19 protein-coding genes are annotated in these 19,849 nt (G+C 64.9%); 10 read left to right on the forward strand and 9 right to left on the reverse strand.

Annotation, left to right across the window (positions count from 1 at the left end; all coding sequences use genetic code 11):
- Positions 1–49: 49 nt before the first annotated feature.
- Both gstA and NKT35_RS07610 read left to right on the forward strand, forming a co-directional pair.
- Positions 50–661: a glutathione transferase GstA gene (gstA, locus tag NKT35_RS07605; RefSeq protein ID WP_254300411.1), complete on the forward strand. Its 612-nt coding sequence runs from the start codon at positions 50–52 to the stop codon at positions 659–661.
- Between the two features lie 145 nt (positions 662–806).
- Positions 807–2,714: a bifunctional 2',3'-cyclic-nucleotide 2'-phosphodiesterase/3'-nucleotidase gene (locus NKT35_RS07610; protein WP_254300412.1), complete on the forward strand. Its 1,908-nt coding sequence runs from the start codon at positions 807–809 to the stop codon at positions 2,712–2,714.
- Between the two features lie 51 nt (positions 2,715–2,765).
- On the opposite strand, the gene speD is transcribed toward NKT35_RS07610, so the two are convergent.
- From speD to NKT35_RS07635, 5 genes are read right to left on the reverse strand one after another with little or no spacing between them, the layout of a single operon-like run.
- Positions 2,766–3,119 (reverse strand): adenosylmethionine decarboxylase, encoded by a 354-nt coding sequence (gene speD / locus NKT35_RS07615; RefSeq protein ID WP_254300413.1) that lies wholly within the window; start codon positions 3,117–3,119, stop codon positions 2,766–2,768.
- Entirely contained in the window at positions 3,116–3,277 is a 162-nt protein-coding gene (locus NKT35_RS07620; protein WP_254300414.1) for a hypothetical protein, read from the reverse strand. Before NKT35_RS07620 ends, speD begins: the two co-directional genes overlap by 4 nt.
- 4 nt (positions 3,278–3,281) lie before the next feature.
- Positions 3,282–4,748, reverse strand: a complete 1,467-nt coding sequence (locus NKT35_RS07625; protein ID WP_254300415.1) for a DUF4178 domain-containing protein — start codon at positions 4,746–4,748, stop codon at positions 3,282–3,284.
- An 8-nt stretch (positions 4,749–4,756) separates the two neighbouring features.
- Positions 4,757–5,788: an SPFH domain-containing protein gene (locus tag NKT35_RS07630; protein ID WP_371926495.1), complete on the reverse strand. Its 1,032-nt coding sequence runs from the start codon at positions 5,786–5,788 to the stop codon at positions 4,757–4,759.
- 39 nt (positions 5,789–5,827) lie between these two features.
- Positions 5,828–6,229 carry a DUF350 domain-containing protein gene (locus NKT35_RS07635; protein WP_254300417.1) on the reverse strand — a complete coding sequence of 134 codons (402 nt, stop codon included), beginning with the start codon at positions 6,227–6,229 and terminating at the stop codon, positions 5,828–5,830.
- Between NKT35_RS07635 and NKT35_RS07640 the strand changes: the two genes are divergently transcribed.
- The 6 genes from NKT35_RS07640 to NKT35_RS07665 all read left to right on the forward strand — a co-directional run bounded on the left by NKT35_RS07640 (position 6,214) and on the right by NKT35_RS07665 (position 12,128).
- The gene (locus NKT35_RS07640) at positions 6,214–7,797 is read left to right on the forward strand and encodes a polyamine aminopropyltransferase (RefSeq protein WP_371926496.1); all 1,584 of its coding nucleotides are present in this window, start codon (positions 6,214–6,216) and stop codon (positions 7,795–7,797) included. The two genes, NKT35_RS07635 and NKT35_RS07640, sit on opposite strands and share 16 nt — an antisense overlap.
- Positions 7,797–9,398, forward strand: coding sequence for an NAD(P)-binding protein (locus NKT35_RS07645; protein WP_254300419.1), 1,602 nt, complete (start codon positions 7,797–7,799; stop codon positions 9,396–9,398). The genes NKT35_RS07640 and NKT35_RS07645 overlap by 1 nt, the downstream gene beginning before the upstream one ends.
- Before the next feature lie 36 nt (positions 9,399–9,434).
- Positions 9,435–9,782: a nucleotide pyrophosphohydrolase gene (locus tag NKT35_RS07650; protein WP_254300420.1), complete on the forward strand. Its 348-nt coding sequence runs from the start codon at positions 9,435–9,437 to the stop codon at positions 9,780–9,782.
- A gap of 36 nt (positions 9,783–9,818) precedes the next feature.
- On the forward strand, positions 9,819–10,541 hold the full coding sequence (locus tag NKT35_RS07655; RefSeq protein WP_254300421.1) for an NAD-dependent protein deacylase: 723 nt from the start codon (positions 9,819–9,821) through the stop codon (positions 10,539–10,541).
- A 75-nt stretch (positions 10,542–10,616) separates the two neighbouring features.
- Complete coding sequence (locus NKT35_RS07660; RefSeq protein ID WP_254300422.1) at positions 10,617–11,420, forward strand: mechanosensitive ion channel family protein; 804 nt, start codon at positions 10,617–10,619, stop codon at positions 11,418–11,420.
- Positions 11,421–11,423: 3 nt separating this feature from the next.
- Entirely contained in the window at positions 11,424–12,128 is a 705-nt protein-coding gene (locus NKT35_RS07665; protein ID WP_254300423.1) for a transporter substrate-binding domain-containing protein, read from the forward strand.
- A gap of 2 nt (positions 12,129–12,130) precedes the next feature.
- Here the strand turns inward: NKT35_RS07665 and NKT35_RS07670 are convergent, their stop codons facing one another.
- A complete protein-coding gene (locus tag NKT35_RS07670) occupies positions 12,131–12,742 on the reverse strand; it encodes a short chain dehydrogenase (protein ID WP_254300424.1) in 612 nt (203 codons plus the stop codon).
- 88 nt (positions 12,743–12,830) lie between these two features.
- Between NKT35_RS07670 and NKT35_RS07675 the strand changes: the two genes are divergently transcribed.
- Entirely contained in the window at positions 12,831–13,739 is a 909-nt protein-coding gene (locus NKT35_RS07675) for a LysR family transcriptional regulator (protein ID WP_254300425.1), read from the forward strand.
- Positions 13,740–13,788: 49 nt separating this feature from the next.
- Here the strand turns inward: NKT35_RS07675 and NKT35_RS07680 are convergent, their stop codons facing one another.
- The 3 genes from NKT35_RS07680 to NKT35_RS07690 all read right to left on the reverse strand — a co-directional run bounded on the left by NKT35_RS07680 (position 13,789) and on the right by NKT35_RS07690 (position 18,516).
- Positions 13,789–14,349, reverse strand: coding sequence for a hypothetical protein (locus NKT35_RS07680; protein ID WP_254300426.1), 561 nt, complete (start codon positions 14,347–14,349; stop codon positions 13,789–13,791).
- A 49-nt stretch (positions 14,350–14,398) separates the two neighbouring features.
- Positions 14,399–14,911, reverse strand: a complete 513-nt coding sequence (locus NKT35_RS07685) for a DUF2059 domain-containing protein (RefSeq protein WP_254300427.1) — start codon at positions 14,909–14,911, stop codon at positions 14,399–14,401.
- 119 nt (positions 14,912–15,030) lie between these two features.
- Positions 15,031–18,516 (reverse strand): indolepyruvate ferredoxin oxidoreductase family protein, encoded by a 3,486-nt coding sequence (locus tag NKT35_RS07690; protein ID WP_254300428.1) that lies wholly within the window; start codon positions 18,514–18,516, stop codon positions 15,031–15,033.
- Positions 18,517–18,885: 369 nt separating this feature from the next.
- Between NKT35_RS07690 and rarD the strand changes: the two genes are divergently transcribed.
- A complete protein-coding gene (rarD, locus tag NKT35_RS07695; protein WP_254300429.1) occupies positions 18,886–19,794 on the forward strand; it encodes an EamA family transporter RarD in 909 nt (302 codons plus the stop codon).
- The last annotated feature ends 55 nt before the right edge of the window (positions 19,795–19,849 follow it).

Below are 19,849 nucleotides of genomic sequence, written 5' to 3' on the forward strand. Positions count from 1 at the left end.
AGCTGTGACCGGTTGCGGTTTATCCTTTCCTTGCCACAGGAGCTTTGCGATGAAACTGTATCTCACCCCCGGCGCCTGCTCGCTGGCCCCGCATATCGCGCTGCACGCCAGCGGCCTGCCGTTCGCCACGGAGGCGGTCGATCTGCATGCTTCGCCGCGCACGACCGCCGGCGGCGTCGATTTTTCCACCCTCAATCCCAAGGGCTATGTGCCGGTGCTGCAACTGGATAATGGAGAGCTGCTGACCGAAGGCGCGGCCATCCTGCAGTACATCGCCGACCAAGTTCCGGACAAGGCGCTGGCGCCGGCCAATGGCACGCTGCCGCGCTATCGTCTGCAGGAGTGGCTGAATTACATAGCCATGGAAGTGCACAAGAATTTCATGCCGATGTGGTTCGCCAAGACCGACCAAGCCAAGGACGAGATCTGGGCCCGCTTGCAGCCGCGCTACGCGCTGCTGCAGCAACAGCTGGAGAAAACGCCTTATCTGCTGGGCGACCAATTCACCGTGGCGGACGCCTATCTGTTCGCAATCTTGTCTTGGCCGCAATATGTGCAGCGCTCCCTGGCCGATTACCCGGCCTTGCTGAGCTTCCTGCGACGCGCCGAAGAACTGCCGGCGGTGCGGCAGGCGCTGCAAGCGGAAGAGGCGATGAATTAAGTTCTCATGCCATCTATTGCCCTATGCCCGGCCAGTCCGGGCATTTTTGTTCCTGATTTCGATCATTAGCGTCGCAGTCATGGCTTGTGGGGGCGGATGGGCTGTAGCACACTCGCGGCTCGATCAAAAATAACAGAGGTCTGCCGTGAAACTATCCGGACTCTTTGCCGCGTCTTTGCTCTCGCTCGCCGTTTCCGCCGCCTGGGCCGCGCCGGTCCAGCTGCGGGTGCTGGAAACCTCCGACGTCCACATGAACCTGCTGGCTTATGATTATTATCAGGACAAACCGGTGGCCGATTTCGGCCTGGAGCGCACCGCCAGCCTGATCGCCGCCGCGCGCGCCGAAGCGCCCAACAGCCTGCTGATCGACAACGGCGACCTGCTGCAGGGCAGCCCGATGGGCGATCTGGCGGCCAAGATCAAGCCGCTGAAGGCCGGTGAAACCCACCCGGCCTACAAAGTGCTGAATGCCCTGAACTACGACGCCGGCAATCTGGGCAACCACGAATTCAATTACGGCCTGCCCTTCCTGCAACAGTCGCTGAAGGGCGCGGCCTATCCCTACGTCAACGCCAATGTGTTGGACGCCAAGACCGGCCAGCCGCTGTTCACGCCCTACGCCCTGCTCAAGCGCGAACTGAAAGACAGCGAGGGCAAGACCCATGCGCTGACGGTGGGGGTGATAGGCTTCGTGCCGCCGCAGATCCTGCAATGGGACAAGAACAATCTGCAGGGCAAGGTGACAGTGCGCGACATCGTGGAAACCGCCCGCGACTACGTGCCCAAGATGCGCGCCGCCGGCGCCGACATCGTCATCGCGGTGCCGCACTCCGGCTTTGAAAAGGGCGAGCAGCCGCGCTTTGCCGAAAACGCGGTGTCGAATCTGGCCGAGGTGGCGGGCATCGACGCCATCCTGTTCGGCCATGCCCACGCCGAATTTCCTTCGCCAGCCTTTGCCGGCTATCCCAAGGTGGACTTGAAAGCCGGCACCATCAACGGGGTGCCGGCGGTGATGCCGGGCCGCTGGGGCGACCATCTGGGCGTGATCGACCTGACGCTGGAACAGGTGAACGGCAAATGGCAGGTGGTGTCGAGGCAAGCGGCTTTGCGGCCCATCTTCGACAAGCAGGCCAAGAAGCCGCTGGTGGAGGCCGACCCGCGGGTGAAGGCGCTGGTGGACGCCGAGCATCAGGCCACGCTGGACTATGTGCGCGGCGAGGTGGCGGCCACCAAGCGACCGATCTACAGCTATTTCGCCCAGGTGGCCGATGATCCGTCGGTGGCGCTGGTGGCCGAGGCGCAGCGCTGGTATATGCAGCGCGCGCTGCAAGGCACCGAATACGAGAAGCTGCCGATTCTATCCGCCGCCGCCCCGTTCAAGGCCGGCGGCCGCCAGGGCTGGAACTACTACACCGATATTCCGGCCGGCAAGCTGGCCATCCGCAACCTGGCCGACCTCTACATCTACCCCAACACCATCAAGGCGGTGAAGATCACCGGCGCCGATGTGCGCGAGTGGCTGGAGATGTCGGCCGGCCAGTTCAATCGCATCGACCCCAAGGGCGCGGCGGCGCAGGCGCTGATCAATCCGGAATTCCGCTCCTACAATTTCGACAGCCTGTACGGCGTGAGCTACCAGATCGACGTGACCCAGCCGGCGCGCTACGACGGCAACGGCAAGCTGGCCGCGCCGGACAGCCATCGCATCGTCAAGCTGAGCTTTCAGGGCAAGCCCATCGACGCCAAGCAGCGCTTCATTGTAGTGACCAACAACTACCGCGCCAGCGGCGGCGGCAACTTCCCCGGCATCGCCGCCGACAAGATCGTGGTGGACGCGCCGGACGAGAACCGCGCCGCGCTGGCCAGCTATCTCGCCAGCAAGAAGGTGATCGATCTGGGCCAGGGCCAAAGCTGGCGCATTCTGCCGGTGGCCGGCGTGGGCCTGCGCTTCGAAACCGGCGCCGGCGCCTTGCGCTATCTGCCCGAGCAGAAGCAGTTCAAGCTGGTGAAGGAGAACGGCGACGGCTCGGCCACGCTGGAGCTGGTGAAATAAGACGAGTCGAAGTCTAGGCCGTCGCAGAACGGGGGCGCTGGCCCCCGTTGCTCATGGCAAGCGCCCGCGTTCGACCAGCCGGGTTTCGCGGCGGCCGGGCCGCAGCGCGGCGGCGAGGTGGGCGAGGGCGGTTTCCAGCTGCGGCTCGCCGCACATAAACAGATCCAGCGCCGCATAGCCGTGCTCCGGCCAGGTGTGGATGCTGAGGTGCGATTCCATCAGCAGCAGAATGCCGGTGACGCCCTGGCCATCGCCAAAATGATGGACATGGCCGGCCAGGACGGTGGCGCCGGCCAGCCGCGCCGCCTCGCGCAGCGCCGCCTCCACCGCCGCCGGATCGGCCAGGGCGGCGGGCGGGCAATCATGAAAATCCGCCAGCAGATGGCGGCCCAGCGCTTTCGTCATTTGTGGCCGCCGCTGCTCCAGCCCGAGCTGTGGCCGCTGCCGTAGCTGCGGCCGCCGCCGGAGGCACCGCCCATGCCGTTGCTGGCGTTGATCAGATTGATGATGGTGGTGACCACCAGCACCAGGATGCAGTATTTGCGGTAATTGCCTGGGGTCAAAAGCTCATTCCTCCTTGCGGATCGGCAAGGCCAGCACAAAGCAGGCGATCATGCAGATCACGAAGCCGTCGTCCAGCTCATTGCCTATCCAAGCCAGCGGCAGGTTGAGCAGCAGCAAGATCAGGCCGTATTTGATGCCTATGCTCTGCAGGCTGGACTCGTCCTCCGCCTCGTCCACGTGCATGGGCGCCAGTTCCGGCTGGCCGAACCATTTGCCGACGGCTTCATTGCTGGCCTTGTCGCTGCGGGTCCAGGTCATTTCCTGTTCCGACCATTCGCGCGACAGCCTTTGCTGGCCGCTGGCGTTTTGATATTCGCTGAGCAGCAGGCTGTCGCCCAGCTTGGCGCGCCAGGGGAAGGCGCCGGCGGCGTAGACGATGGAGGCGCGGTAATCCGGATAGGCGCGGCTATAGGTTTTGTTGTCCAGCACCGCGTAATCGGCGCGCAGGCTGTCCACCCAGCAATCCATCAGGCTGCCGATGAACCAGCCCTCGCTGCTTTCCACCAGCCAGCGGAAGCCCTTGTCCACGTTGTACAGCAGGTATTCGGTCCAGCGGCTGGCGTCTTCGTCGTCGGTCTGCCACACCAGCGCGCCGGTGACGGTCCAGGGCAGCCGCTCTATGGTGGCGGTGCCGCCAAGCTCCAGCGTCAGGCCCGGCGCTTCCTCGGCGCGCTTGTGCATGCCGATGACGGTGGCCACGTCGCCGGTCAGGTCCACCTGGCTGTGGCAATGGCCGCAGGTGATCTGGGTGGCGGCGCCGGCGCGGTAATCTAGCGGCGCGGCGCAGCCGGGGCAGGCCAGCGTGGCGACGCTGCCTTTGAGCTTGCCGGTTTTCTCCTCGATCATCCGCGTGTCGCGCAGCAGCTGCATTTTCAGCTGCGGCAGCGTGGTCGCCTGGCCGATGAACAGCTCGGGCGCGTCGGGATGGTCGGAGTAGTCCAGCGTCAAAAACATCTGCTGGCAGCGGGCGTCGGCCACCTGGGCCTGCCAGCCGTCGCCGACGCTGAACGGCAGCTCGCCTTCGCCGCCTATGCACTGCGCCTGGCGCACGTCGGAGAACACGAAGTCGCGGTTGAGGTGGGTGTAGGACTGGCCGGGCTGCAGGCCGTCGAAGGCCGGCGCTTGCGGGTCTTGGCCCACCGGCAGCGTCAGCACGTATTGGCCGACGCTTTCCGACAGCCAGCCGCCGCGGCCGTCGTCGAACAGCAGATACCATTCATTCCACACGCCGGCGTCGTAGCGCAGCTGGATGCGGCCGACGATGCTGAAGTTGCGGTCGATATAGCGGCCGCTGCTGGTGATCTGCAGCGGCGAGTAGTCGTCCAGCAGCTCGGCCATCTTGCCGATGTCGCGCACGCTGTCGGCGTCGCGCAGCAGCGTGCTGCGGCAATACTGGCAGACGGCCAACACGGAGCTGGCGGCGCGGAACTCGACGTCGGCGCCGCAGGAGGGGCAGGCGATGCGGTACATGCGTCGGTTTAGCCCACCAGTTTCTTCAAGACGTCCGCCTTGGCCGCGTCATAGTCGGCCTGGGTGATCAGGCCTTGGTCCAGCAACCCTTTCAACTGGGCCAGCTTGGCTTGCGGGCCGTCGGCGGCGGGGGCCGCTTGCGGGGCTGGCGCGGCGGGAGCGGCGGGCGTTGCTTGCGCCGGTTGCAGGCTTTGCTGCATGGCCTGGCCCATCAGCTGGCCGACGCCGGCGCCGGCCGCCAAGCCCGCGCCCAAGGAGGCGAGGCCGCCTTCGTTCTGCGCCGCCAACGGAATGCTTTCCGCCGTCTGGTAGCGGGTGTACTGGTTGAGGTCGCCGGCCATGCCCATCGAAATGCGCTTGTCGATGGCTTTTTGCAGCTCTTCCGGCAGCGAGATGTTTTCCACCGCGAAGCTGTCCAGCGCCAGGCCGAAGCGCTGGAACGCCGGCTCCAGCGCCTCGCGTATCTTGTCCGCCATCAGGCCCTGGTTGCCGGCCATGTCGAGGAAGGGCACGCCGCTGCCGCCCAGCGTGGTGGTCATGGTGGCGATCACCTGGTTGCGCAGCTGCTGCTCCAGGTCGTCGCAGGTGTAGATTTCGCGGGTGCCGCTGACCTCGGTGTAGAACAGCTTGGGATCGACGATGCGGTAGGAATAGATGCCGAAGGCGCGCAGCCGCACCATGCCGAAATCGCTGTCGCGGATGGTGACCGGCTGGGCGGTGCCCCATTTGCGGCCCAGCTGCACGCGGGTGCTGTAGAAGTAGACGTCGGACTTGAACGGGGATTCGAACAGCTTGTCCCAGTTTTTCAGATAGGTCAGCACCGGCAGCGTCTGGGTGGTCAGCTTGTGCATGCCGGGGCTGAACACGTCGGCGATCTTGCCTTCGTTGACGAACACCGCCATCTGCGACTCGCGCACGGTCAGGCTGCCGCCGTACTGGATTTCGTTGTCCTGCATCGGATAACGCCAGGCCAGCACGCCGTCTTCGTCCTCCTGCCATTCCAGGATGTCGATGAACTGCTTCTTGATGAAAGACATCAGGCTCATTTTGCTACTCCCAAACGATGGAACAGGCGGATATCAGGACAGGCTGCCCGCGTTGATCAGGCCGACGGCCAGGTGGATGGAGCCGGCCAGGATGCCCATGGCCACATTATTTTGGATCAGGGCGCGGCTCAAGTCCTTGAGCCAGCGCGACACCGCGAAGTGCATGATGATCTGCACCAGCATCCCCAGCAGCGCCCAGGTGATGAAGCTTTGCCAGCTGTTGAGGTGCCAGGCGCTGGACGCCAGCGTCAGCGCGAAGCCGAGCAGGGCGCCGGCGAAGGAAATGGCGGCGGCGTGGCCGTTGTCGCGGATCAGCTTGAGCTCGTCTATCGGGGTGACGAAACAGTACAGCCAGGCGAACAGGCCCAGCAGCGCCAGGCCGCTGCCAAGATAGCTCAGGTAGGCGAACAGCGCGGGCAATAATCCGGAAGCCATACTCTCTCCTCAGGCCGGCATATAATGGCGGCTATTCTACCAACAATGACAATACGATGCGAAATCGGCTGCTGATAATCTCTGTGTTTATCGTCGCGTCCTGCGGCATCGCCTATGAGCTGATCACCGGCGCCTTGGCCAGCTATCTGCTGGGCGATTCGGTGCTGCAGTTCTCCTCCATCATAGGCTGCTATCTGTTCGCGATGGGGGCGGGCTCCCACCTGTCCAAGTATGTGAAGGACGAACGGTTGCTGGACACCTTCGTCGAGATCGAGCTGCTGGTCGGCCTGATAGGCGGGGTATCCGCCTCCTTGCTGTTCCTGGTGTTCGCGCTGGCCGGCGAGCCGTTTCGGCTGGTGCTGTACGGCATGGTGTTCGCCATCGGCCTGCTGGTGGGCATGGAGATTCCGCTGGTAATGCGGGTGCTGAACCAGCGCCAGACCAGCTTCGCCGAGCTGGTGAGCCGGGTGCTGACTTTCGATTACCTGGGCGCGCTGGCGGTGTCGCTGCTGTTTCCCTTGCTATTGGCGCCCAAGCTGGGGCTGTCGCGCAGCGCCTTGCTGTTCGGCCTGCTCAATACCGGCGTCGCCATCTGGGCCTGCCGCAGCTTCCGCCGCGAACTGTCCAAACCGAATCTGCAGCTGGCGCGCAGCGGCGTGGTGCTGCTGATTCTGGGCGCGCTGTTCGCCATGTCGGACCAGCTCACCCACTGGAATGAGAAAGCCATTTACGGCGACGAGATCATCCACGCCGAAACCACGCCCTACCAGCGGCTGGTGATCACCAAGTGGAAAAACGATATGCGGCTGTACATCAACGGCAATCTGCAGTTCTCCAGCCGCGACGAATACCGCTATCACGAAGCGCTGGTGCATCCGGTGCTGGCCAGCCTGCCCTGGGCGCGCAATGTGCTGGTGCTGGGCGGCGGCGACGGGCTGGCGGTGCGCGAAATGCTGAAGTATCCCAATATCCGCCATATCACCCTGGTGGACCTGGATCCGGCGATGACGCGGCTGTTCAGCCGCTCCGAACCCTTGCTGGCCCTGAACCATGGCGCGCTGAAGGACAAGCGGGTGACGGTGGTGAACGAGGACGCGGCGCGCTGGCTGGAGCAGAACGAGGGCAGCTACGACGCGGTGATCGTCGACTTCCCCGATCCGTCCAACTTCGCCCTGGGCAAGCTGTACTCGGTGCCGATGTACCGGCTGCTGTCGCGCCATCTGGCCGAAAACGGCCTGGCGGTGGTGCAGTCCACCTCGCCTTACAACGCGCCGCGTTCCTACTGGAGCGTGGACGCCACGCTGCGTGAGGCGGGCTTCCACACCACGCCTTACCACGTCTACGTGCCGTCCTTCGGCGAATGGGGTTTCATCATCGCCGCCAAGCGGGCGGGCTTCACGCCTCCGGAGCGTTACACGGTGCCGCTGCGTTATCTGGACAAGGAAAGCACCCGCGAGATGTTCGTCTTCCCGCCCGATATGCGGCGCTGGGACGTGAAACCGAATGAGCTGAACAATCAACAGCTGGTGCATTATTTCGACCAGGACTGGTCGCAGGTGCTGCGTTGATGGACAGGCGCGACATTCTCAAGCTGGCGGCGGCGTTGGCGGGGCTGCCGGTATTGCAGGGCTGCGAACGCGTGCTGCAGTGGGGCGTGCCGCTGACGCTGCGCAAGCCGGGCATGAAGGCGGGGCACCGGCTGCGCGCCGGGATCGAGCCGCCCGAGCCCCGCAACGAGCGCCGCTGCAAGGTGGCGGTGGTGGGCAGCGGCGCGGCCGGCTTGTTCGCCGCCTGGCGGCTGGTGAAAGAAGGCTGGACCGATGTGGTGGTGCTGAACGGGCCGGAGCCGGACGGCAACGCCGCCGGCGGCGCTTTCGGCGAATGCCGCTACCCCACCGGCGCGCATTATCTGCCGCTGCCGTCGCGCGAATCGGTCCATGTGCGCGAACTCTTGGCCGAGATGGGCGTGATCGAGGCCGACCCCTATGGCCTGCGGCCGCGCTTCGATGAAAGGGTGGTGGTGCACGCGCCGGACGAGCGTTTGTGGGTGGCGGGGCATTGGCAGGATGGCTTGCTGCCAAGATGGGGCATGCCGCCCGCCGAGCTGGCCGAGCAGAACCGCTTCCTGGCGCAGATGGCGCAGTTGCGCAACGCGCGCGGCGCGGATGGCCGCAAGGCCTTCTGCATCCCGCTGGCCTTGTCCTCGCGCGATCCGCAGTGGACCGGGCTGGATCAGATCAGTTTTTCCGACTGGCTGGACGCCAATGGCTACCGCGCGCCAGGGCTGCGCTGGTATCTGGACTACTGCTGCCGCGACGACTACGGCGTGAATCTGTCCCATGCCTCGGCCTGGGCCGGTCTGCATTATTTCTGCAGCCGCGGCGGCCTGGCCGCCAATGCCGACGAAGGCGCGGTGCTGACTTGGCCGGACGGACTCAATCCGGTGATGCGCCATATGCGCGCCCGCATCGGCGCCGAGCGGCAGCAGCCGGGCATCGCCTGGCGGGTGCAAGGGAAGGGCAGCCAGGTGCGGGTCGATTATCTGGACGCGCGCGGCGACAGCCAGCGTTTGCTTGCCGACCGGGTCATCCTGGCGGTGCCGCTGTTCGTGGCCATGCATCTGTATGATCAATTGCAGGCGTCCGGCATCGAGCACAGCCATTTGCCGGCGCGCGCGCCCTGGCTGGTCAGCAATTTCCTGATCGACCGCTTCCCGGCGGAGCCGGCCGAAATGCCCCTGGCCTGGGACAATGTGGTGTATGGCAGCAAGAGCCTGGGCTATGTGGTGTCCACCCATCAGCAGATCCGCGTCGCCAAGCCGGCGCGCAGCGTCTTCACCGCTTACCACGCCTTCGCCGAAGACAGCGCCTATCAGGCGCGGCAGCGGCTGGAGCGCGCGGACGCCGACTCCTTGTTTGAAACCGCCGCCGCCGACTTGCTAGAAGTTTATGGCTGGCGTTTCCGCCAAGGATTGCTGCAAGTGGAGATGACGGCGCGCGGCCACGCCATGGCCAGCCCGACGCCGGGTTTCCTGTCCAACCGCAGCCTGCAGGTTTTGCGCGAGGCCGATGGCCCGGTGCTGTTCGCCCACTCCGACCTGAGCGGCCTGTCCTTGTTCGAAGAGGCGGCCTGGTGGGGCGAGCAGGCGGCGCGCAAGATATTGGCTTGAACGGATTGATGTTCCACGTGAAACGAGAATGACGATATGAATGATGGCAAGCTGATCGACGCCGCTGGACTGACCGAAGCGCTGCAGCGCTTTGCCGATGAACGCGACTGGAATCGCCACCATTCGCCGCGCAATTTGTTGCTGGCGCTGGTGGGCGAGGTGGGAGAACTGGCGGAAATCTTCCAATGGCTGGACGACGACGCGGCGCTGCGGCTGCGCGACGACCCGGCGCGCTTCACCCATTTGCAGGAAGAAATCGCCGATGTGCTGCTGTATCTGACGCGGCTGGCGATGGTGACCGGCGTGGACCTGGATGCGGCGGTGCGCGATAAAATGGTCAAGAATGCTATCAAATATCCGGCGCCCAAACCGGATGCGCTATAGTGGCCGTGTAAGAGCGGCAGCGGCAAGGAAGCGGCAATGAGCGAGATTCAGCACCTGCAACAATGGATAGACGATGCCCGGCGCATCGCGGTGCTGACCGGCGCCGGCATGAGCACCGAATCCGGCATCCCCGACTTCCGTTCCGCCAACGGCTTGTGGTCCAAAGACATGAGCCTGGCCGAGGTGGTGTCGGTGGATTATTTCCGCGCCGATCCCGCCGCCTTCTGGCGCGCGTTCCGCGACATCTTCCGCATCAAGCTGGTGGGCGACTACCAGCCCAATGACGGCCACCGCTTTCTCGCCGCGCTGGAGGCGGCCGGCAAGGAAGTGACCATCCTGACCCAGAACATCGACGGCCTGCACGGCCGCGCCGGCAATCGGCGGGTGCTGGAAATGCATGGCACGCTGCTGAGCGCCAGCTGTCCGGATTGCGGCGCGCCCCATCCGCTCGATTATGTGCAGCGGCATGAGGTGCCGCCTTGCCGCCGCTGCGAGGCGGTGCTGAAGCCCGATGTGGTGTTGTACGGCGAGGCGGTGCCGCTGATCGACGCTGCCTTCCAGGCAGCGCTGAACGCCGACCTGCTGCTGGTGATGGGCTCCTCGCTGGAGGTGTCGCCGGTCAACCTGATTCCGGTGGAGGCCGTCCGCGCCGGCATCCCCTGCGCGCTGATCAACTACACCCCCACCCGTTTCGACCATCTATTCGATTTGCGCGTCCACGCAGGCATAGGCGACACCTGCCGCCAACTGTCCGCCTGAGCGCGTGGCGGGCCGCCGCCGCGCCGCCTATCTTGAGAAGGCCGCCATTTGGCGGCTTTCGACAAGGGGTAGGCGATGGACCATATCAACTGGAATCATTGGCTGGACCTGGCGGCCGCGCTCGCTAGCAATATCGTGTCCGCCATTCTGCTGTGGTTGATCGGCCGCTGGCTGATCGGGCTGTCCACGCGGATGCTGGACGAGCAACTGGCGTCGCGAAAACTGGATCCGACGCTGCGCCGCTACGCGCATTCCTTCCTGTCCGTCACCCTGACCGTGGTGCTGGTCATCGGCATCCTCGGCTTTTTCGGCGTGCAGACCACCACCTTCGCCGCGGTGATCGCCGCCGCCGGCGTCGCGGTCGGCATGGCCTGGAGCGGTTTGCTCGCCAACTTCGCCGCCGGGATTTTTCTGGTGGTGCTGCGGCCCTTCAAGGTGGGCGACATCGTGGCGGTGGCTGGCATCACCGGCCAGGTGCGGGAGATTGGCCTGTTCGCCACCACTTTGGATACGCCGGACGGCGTGCAGACGCTAATCGGCAATAACAAGATCTTTTCCGACACCATCCAGAACTTCAGCGCCAATGCGGCGCGGCGGGTGGATTTGAAAGCGCAGCTGGCCAGCCGCGCCGATCATGCCGAGGCGATACGCTTGCTGTCCGAGGCGATGGTGCGCATCCCCAATGTGCTGGCTGCCCCGGCTCCGGATGTCGGCGTGTTGGAGTTCACGACGCTGGGACCGGTGTTGGCGGTGCGGCCGTATTGCGCGCCGGAGCATTATTGGCAGGTGTATTTCGACGCCAACCGCGCCATCCGCGAGACGCTGGGCGCGGCCGGTTTCCCCGCGCCGGAACAGGCGATGGTGGTGCGGCAGGGCTGAGCGATGAACAGAGCGCTATGGATCGCTGGCAGCTGCTTAAGCATCATAGCGCTGCCGGCCTGGGGACTGGCGCCCTTGAGGCTGGTCTCGCCATTGCCGCTGGACGCGCCGCATCAAAAAACGCTGAAGCGGACTCTGGAGCGGGCATTCGGCGCCTTGGGCCTGACTTTCGCGCTGGAGTACGCGCCGCCCAAGCGGGCGCTGAGCGGTTTGTTGGCCGGGCATTACGACGGCGATGTCAGCCGCGTGGCGGATTTCAATCAAGCCGCGCCCGGCGCGGTCCGGGTGGCGCCGCATCTGGGCACCGCATGGTTTTTTCTGATCGGCCGCGCCGATGATGGGCCAGTCCCGGCATGGCGGCAAGCGCGCCAAGCGGCTATCGCTTACACCCATGGCCCGGTGCGCTTGGAGCAGCGGGCCGCCGAGTTCGCCAAGCGAGAGGCCGCGCCGACGGAAGGCTCCTGTCTGCGCATGGTGGCGGCCCGCCGGGTGCGCTACTGCCTGTTGTTCAACTATCTGCCGGAAGCATGGCAAATGAAAGAGGCCTGGCAAGGCGAACTGCGTTGGCGGCGTTTCGAACCGGTCGATATCTATCTATGGATGGCGCCGGGACAGCGCGATGTCGCCGCCGCGCTGTCCCGGCAATTATCCCGGATGCAGCGCAGCGGCGAGCTGGATCGCCTGGTTGGCGCCTATCGGCAGCCTTGAGCTTAACGGCCCAGCCGGTAAACCTGGCCGTTTTGCATGCCTTCAATGCTCAAACTATAAGCCCGCGCCACGCTAGCGGCCGGCGTGGTGGGCATGCCGCGGAACCACGCGCCGTAGGCTTCGACCGATTCGTCCAGCAGCTGCGGCGCGACCAGGTTGATGCGCAAGCCGCGCGGCAATTCCACTGCGGCGGCGGTGACAAAAGCGTCCAGCGCGGCATTGGCCATATAGACGTTGCTGAATTGCGGCGCGATGCTTTGCGCGTCGGACACGCCGCCGACCAAGGTGAACGAGCCGCCATCGCGGACATGGTTCAGGCCATGCAAGACCACATTGACCTGGCCCAGCAGCTTGGACTCCAGGCCGACGCGATAGCGCGCCGCGCTCATTTCCGCCACCGGCGCGAGGTGGCCGTTGCGGCCGCCGGTGGCCACCGCCACCGCGTCGAGCTCGGGTAGACGCTGATACATCGCGATGATGCTGGCCTCGTCTTCGATATCGACGCGGACATCGCCGTGCTGGCGGCCGGCGGCGATGATTTCATGACGGCCGTCCAGTTCGGCGGCGATGGCGCGGCCGATATTGCCGCTGCCGCCTATCAACAAGATTTTCATGGCTGTTCCTGCATGGTTGTGGAAAAGTCAGCTTATGCGGCCTGGCGAATGGGAAAAACCGGCTAAACGTGGAATGATTGGAATCCATATGGAAACAATTGAACCGACATCGCAATTAGCCCTGACTTTTCTCGCCGTGGCGGAAGCCGGCAGCATCACCGCCGCCGCGGACAAGCTGGGCACGTCCAAGTCGCAGGTCAGCAAGCAGCTGAGCCGGCTCGAAGCGCTGCTGTCGGCGCAGTTATTGTTTCGCAGCACCCGGCGGCTGACGCTGACCGAGGCCGGCCAGGCCTATCTGGAATACTGCGTCCGTTTGCGCGCGCTGATGCGCGAATCGACGGCGGCGCTGCGCGGCTTGAGCGAGGAGGCTAGCGGCCGCCTGCGGCTGACGGCGCCGCCGATGTTCGCCGGCGCGTTTCTGGCCGAGCTGCTGCTGGCGTTTCACCAGCGCTATCCCGCCATCGCGGTGGAACTGGACATCAGCTCGGACGCGCAGGCTTTGGAGCAGGACGGTTTCGATCTGGCCATCCGCTCTGCGGAGGAGTTGCCTCCGCAACTGGTGGCGCGGGCCTTGTTCCTGACCCGGGATTGGGTGGTGGCGTCGCCTGACTGGCTGGCCCAGGTGGGAGAGCCGGCCGCGCCGGCGGATCTGGCGACGCGTCCCTGCGTGGCGCACGGCCGTTACCACAGCGGCGCGCGCTGGCTGTTCAGCCGCGATGGCCGCGCCGAGGAAGTGGAGGTGGAACATTGGCTGCAGGTGGGCGATTACAGCCTGAACGAGCGGCTGGCAGAGATGGGCGGCGGTTTCGCCCGCTTGCCGGATTTCGCCGCCAAGCCCGCGGTGAAGGCGGGACGGTTGAAGAGGGTGCTGGCGGAGTGGGAGACGCCGGCGCGGCCGGTGTATCTGGTGTTTCCCAAGAAAACGCCGCTGCCGGCCAAGACGCGGGCCTTGATCGATTTCATCGTCGCCTGGTTCGCCGACGACAAGGAGGAGTGAGCCGATGCCGCCAGCGGCGCGGCTGGCGGCAGGATGCGATGGTGCCGGCTTACATCGCGGCCGGGAAGCCGCCCGCGTCCTGGCAGTTCTCCACCTGGATGGCGTCGGGGCTGCTGTTGGGGATGTAAACCTGATTGACCGGCGACGGCGGGTAATCGGGGTCTGGCGAGCAGGTGGCGCTCTGGCCCGGGCCGACGGCGACCTGGACGCCGGCTTTCAGCTGACAGCGCACCACGCGGTTGAGCTGGCTCCAGCTCGGGCAGATGGCGTTGTCGGCGCGGTATTGCGCCACCGAGCCCTGCGGCGGGCTGAACGACCACCAGCGGCCCAGCTGCGAATACGGCTTGCTGCCATCCCATACCCGATACACGATCACCGCGGCGGCGGCTTCTTGCTGGAAGACTGCGCCTTCGCACAGTCCGCCCTTGCCGGGGCTGCCCACGGCTTGCGACAGCAAGGCCGCGTTTTGGGCGGCGCTCAGGCCGGCGGGCGGCGGCATGACATTGCCGACGCAGCCGCTGGCGCTTTGCTTGGGTTGGGAGGGCGGCGTGGTGGCGCAAGCCGCCAGGACGAGGGAGAGCGAAACCAAGATCAGACGCGGGTGCCGCATGGATGACCTCCTGCTTTGCCTTCATGGGAGAGAGCCGCCGGGGCGGCGTTTACTGCTTGAGTTCGTCGGTCAGCGCTTTCAGCTTGGGATTCAGATGGGTCTGCATGTCCTGCATTAAGGCCGGCATCAATTGCGCGGCGGCCTGCGGTCCCATCTGCAGTTGTTTCTTCCCTGCCGGCGTGCGGTAAAAAGCGTCGATCTGGCGGATTTCATCCAGTGTGAAATTCGCTTCGTAAAAGTCCGCCATGCTCCGCTTCAGCAATTGGCGCAGCTGCGGCGAGGCGAAGTATTGCGTGATCAGGATCTGCATTTTGTCGAAGGCGGATTGAAGCTTTTGCTTGCAGTCCGGGGTGGCGCCGCAGCCTTGGCTATCGAGCTGGCTTTTCAACTGCTGGGTCATGATGGGGAGCAGTTTGGATTGGACTGCGTCCAGGTTCTGATCGACATTGATGGTGGCGAGCAATTGCAGCGCGGCTTGATGTTGGGCGGGGCTGGCCGCAAGGCTTGGCGCGGTGAAACTGGCGCAGAGCATCGCGCCGGCCAGAAAGCGTTTGAGCTGCATAGGGCCTGCTCCTGTGTGATCTAGGTGATTGAGGACATGCCAGCAGTATGGACTTTGGGCGGCGAGATGCCAAAAAAATAGCGCCGGCAAGCCGGCGCCCAAGCTGTGGAAAACGGATGTCAGGCCACGGCTGCGCTGGCCTTGGCTGGGGCGGGCTGCTGAGCCTGGCCGTTTAGTTCGGCCTGGCGCGCGCGCGCCTGTTGGTAATTGGCGAGCTTGATGTGGCCGAAGCCGCGCACGCCTTCCCAAGTCTTGATCCATTCAGCCGCGCGCGGCAACGTTTCAGCGGTGAGGCTGGCGAGCTGGCCGGGCAGGCCTTGCTCGAATTCGGCGATCAGCTGCCGCTCCAGCTTGCGGTCGGCTTGCCAGGCGAACGGGTCCAGCGCGCCGCCGCGCAGGAAGCGGAACTTGGCCAGCAGCTTCATCGCCGGCATCAGCCACGGGCCGAACGGGATCTTGCGCGCTTGTCCGCCGGTGAGCCAGGCCACGCCGATGTGGAAGCGCAGCTTGTAGTCGCCGTCGAACTGGCTGGCCACATCGCGCAGGAATTCGCCGTCGCTGTACAGCCGCGCCACTTCGTACTCGTCCTTGTAGGCCAACAGATGGTAGTAGACGCGCGCGGCGGCCAGCGTCAGCGCGCTGCTGCCCGGATTGACTGCTTCCTCGGCCTGTTTCACCTGCTGCACCAGCGCCTTGTAGCGTTCTGCCAGCGCTTCGTTCTGGTAGGCGGTGAGCAGGGTGGCGCGATGATGGACCACCGCGTCCGGCGTTTCGCGCGGCACGAATTGCACCACGGCGCTGGGCGTCACCAGCGCTTCCACGCGCGCCTGGTCGTGCGCGGCGTGGCGGCCCCAGCTGAAGGCGTCCTGGTTGAACTTGACCGCCGCGCCGTTCAGCCGCACCGCTTCCATGATGGCTTCCAGCGAGACCGGCACCAGGCCTTTTTGCCAGGCGTAGCCCAGCATGAACATATTGCTGGCGATGGCGTCGCCCATCAGCGCGGTGGCCAGCTTGTTGGCGTTCACTTCATTGAAGCGGCCGGAACCGACCGATTCGATGATGGCGTCCTTCATGGCCTTGGCCGGGAAGCGCAGGTCGGGGTTTTTCAGGAAGCCGCTGGTCGGCGATTCGTAATTGTTGACGATGGCGTGGCTGAAGCCTTCGCGCATCTTGGCCAGCGCTTCCTCGGCGGCAGTCACCACCAGGTCGCAGCCCAGCACCAGGTTGGCGTCGCCGGCGGCGATGCGCACCGCGTGCAGTTTTTCCTGGCTGTCGGCGATGCGCACATGCGACCACACCGAGCCGCCCTTTTGCGCCAGGCCGGCCATGTCCAGCACCGTCACGCCCTTGTTGTCGAGGTAAGCCGCCATGCCCAGCACCTGGCCTATGGTGACCACGCCGGTGCCGCCGACGCCGGTCACCATGATGCCGAAGGGCTCATGCACTTCCGGGATCTTCGGTTCCGGCAGCGCCGGCATCTTGGCCAGATCGGCGCTGGCGCCGGCCGGCTTTTTCAGTTTGCCGCCTTCCACGGTGACGAAGCTGGGGCAGAAGCCCTCGACACAGGAGTAGTCCTTGTTGCAGCTGGATTGGTCGATCTTGCGCTTGCGGCCCAGCGGGGTTTCCTGCGGCAGCACCGACAGGCAGCCGGATTTCTTGCTGCAATCGCCGCAGCCTTCGCAGACGCGCTCGTTGATGAAGGCGCGCTTGGCCGGGTCCGGAAACTCGTTGCGCTTGCGGCGGCGGCGCTTCTCGGCCGCGCAGGTCTGGTCGTGAATCAGGATGGTCACGCCTTCGGTGTCGCGTAGTTCGCGCTGCACGCGGTCCAGCTCGCGGCGATGGAACACGTCGATGCCGGCGGCCAGGCCCTGGGCGTGTTGGTACTTGTCCGGGTCGTCGCTGGTGATGACGATGCGTTTGACGCCTTCTGCCGCCAGCTGGCGGGTCATCATCGGCACGTCCAGATAGCCGTCGACATGCTGGCCGCCGGTCATCGCCACCGCGTCGTTGTACAGAATCTTGTAAGTAATGTTCACCTTGCCGGCCACCGCGGCGCGGATGGCCAGGATGCCGGAGTGGAAGTAGGTGCCGTCGCCTAGATTGGTGAAGATGTGCTTGGTGGTGGTGAACGGCGCCTGGCCCAGCCAGGTGATGCCTTCGCCGCCCATCTGGGTGAAGGTCTTGGTGTTTTCCGGGCTGATCCAGTGCGCCATGTAGTGGCAGCCGATGCCGGCCACGGCGCGGCTGCCTTCCGGCAGCTTGGTGGAGGTGTTGTGCGGGCAGCCGGAGCAGTAGTGCGGCACGCGGGCGATGGATTCGCGCGGCTTGACCAGCTGCGCCTCTTTATCGTCATAGAACTTCAGGCGGTCGTGGATCACCGGGCTGTCGTAGATCTTGGCCAGCCGGCTGGCCAGCGCGCGGGCGATCATGGCCGGGGTCAGCTCGCCGGCGGCCGGCAGCAGCCAGTCGCCGTGCGGCAGTGCCCATTCGCCTTTTTCGGCGAACTTGCCCACCACGCGCGGGCGCATGTCGTCGCGCCAGTTGTACAGCTGCTCTTTGAGCTGGTATTCGATGATCTGGCGCTTTTCCTCCACCACCAGGATTTCTTCCAGGCCCTGGGCGAACTGGCGCACGCCTTCCGGCTCCAGCGGCCACACCATGCCCACCTTGAAGATGCGCAGGCCGATTTCGGCCGCCTGCGCCTCGCTGATGCCCAGGTCGTCCAGCGCCTGCATCACGTCCAGGTAGCTCTTGCCGCAAGTGATGATGCCCAGGCGCGCCTTGGGCGAATCCAGCGTGATGTGGTTGAGCTTGTTCTCGCGGGCATAGGCCAGCGCCGCGTACAGGCGATGGTGCAGCACGCGCTTTTCCTGCGCCAGCGGCGTGTCCGGCCAGCGGATGTTGAGGCCGTCTTCCGGCAGCGGGAAGTCTTGCGGAATCTTGAACTGGAAGCGCTCCGGCGAGATGTCGACGATGGCCGAGCTCTCGATGGTGTCGGTGATGGCCTTGATCGATACCCAGCAGCCGGAGTAGCGGCTCATCGCCCAGCCGTGCAGGCCGAAGTCCAGCACTTCCTGCACGCCGGACGGGCTCAGCACCGGAATCATGCTGGCGGCCAGGATGTGGTCGGACTGGTGCGGGAAGGTGGACGACTTGGCCGCGTGGTCGTCGCCGCAGACCAAGAGCACGCCGCCGTGGCGGCTGGTGCCGGCTACGTTGCCGTGCTTGAGCACGTCGCCGGAGCGGTCCACGCCGGGGCCCTTGCCGTACCACATCGAGTAGACGCCGTCGTATTTGGCGCCTTCGAACATATTGACCTGCTGCGTGCCCCAGATGGCGGTGGCGGCCAGGTCTTCGTTGAGGCCGGGATGGAACACCACCTGGTGCTCGTCCAGATGCTTCTTGGCCTTGAGCATGGTCTGGTCGACGTTGCCCAGCGGCGATCCGCGATAACCGGTGACGTAGCCGGCGGTGTTGAGGCCGGCGGCCTGGTCCAGTTGCTGCTGCAGCATGGGCAGGCGCACCAGCGCCTGGATGCCGGTCATCAGGACCTGGCCGGTGGGGGCGGTGTACTTTTCTTCCAGGTCTGCGTGGCGGATTGACATGGTTTCTCCTCCTATCGTGCTCGCTTGTGGCGATCGGCCCGCTGCGGCCTTGTGGGCGGCGTGTTCCGGGCGTGTGCGGCTGGGCAACGCGGCGGACACTTTATTTTTATACCGTGTGTCCCGGGTATGCGCGGCGGCCGCAGCTGTTTAGAGCCTTCACCCTAATGTCGCAAGAATATAGTTTACGTTTACGTCAACGTCAAAGGTATCTCGGCTTTGACGCGGGCGACTGCGGCTTCTGCGCCAATGCAGCATTTGCGTGAAGCATTGTTAAAGGATTGAAAACAGACTGTATTAGCTATGAAGGTATTTCTGATAATGGAATGCCGTTAAGCTGTAGTCTGGTTCTTTCCGTTTATAGAGTTTTTCATGTCTGTCTCTTCCTCCGCTTCCCACGATCAGCGCGGCGTGCTGTACACGATGGGCGCCTTCATCTGCTGGGGCCTGTTTCCCTTGTACTGGAAGCCGCTGCATGGCGTGGCTGCCACGCAAATCCTGTGCCACCGCCTGTTGTGGTCGGCCGTGTTCGTCGCCCTGGTGCTGAGCGGGCTGCGGCAATGGGGCGATTTGCGCGCCGCCCTGCGCCAGCCGCGGCAGCTGGGCATCTTCGCCCTATCGTCGACGGTGCTGTCCTTGAACTGGCTGACCTATATCTGGGCGGTGAACGCCGGCCATGTGGTGGAGGCGAGCCTGGGCTATTTCATCAATCCGCTGGTCAATGTGCTGTTGGGCCGCTTGTTTCTGGGCGAACGGCTGAGCCGGCCGCAAAGCTTGGCCGTGGCCTTGGCGGCGGCGGGGGTGGCCTGGCTGACCTTCAGCGCGGGCACCTTGCCCTGGATCGCCTTGTCCTTGGCTGCCACCTTCGGCGTGTATGGATTGCTGCGCAAGATGGCGCCCTTGCCGTCCTTGCCGGGCCTGGCTTTGGAGACCTTCCTGATGTCGCCGCTGGCCTTGCTGGCCTTGCTGTGGTTTGGCTGGCAGGGGGAGGGCGCCTTCGGCCAACTGGGCTGGCAGACCGACGCGCTGCTGATGGGCGCCGGCGTGGTGACGGCGGTGCCGCTATTGATGTTCGCCGCCGGGGCGCGGCGTCTGAAGCTGGCGACGGTGGGGGTGATCCAGTACATCGGCCCCAGCATCCAGCTGGCCTTGGGCGTGATGCTGTACGGCGAGCCCTTCGGCCCGGACCGCGCCTTGGGCTTCGCGCTGATTTGGAGCGCGCTCTTGCTGTATTCGGCCGCCGGCCTGCGCGACTTGTGGCGCAGCCGCCAGCCGGCTTGAGCCGCCGCCGGGTAGAAAACAAGAGACCGCCTTTTCGGCGGTCTTTTGTTTTGGG

The sequence above is a fragment of the Chromobacterium sp. IIBBL 290-4 genome (genome assembly GCF_024207115.1).
GTDB lineage: Bacteria > Pseudomonadota > Gammaproteobacteria > Burkholderiales > Chromobacteriaceae > Chromobacterium.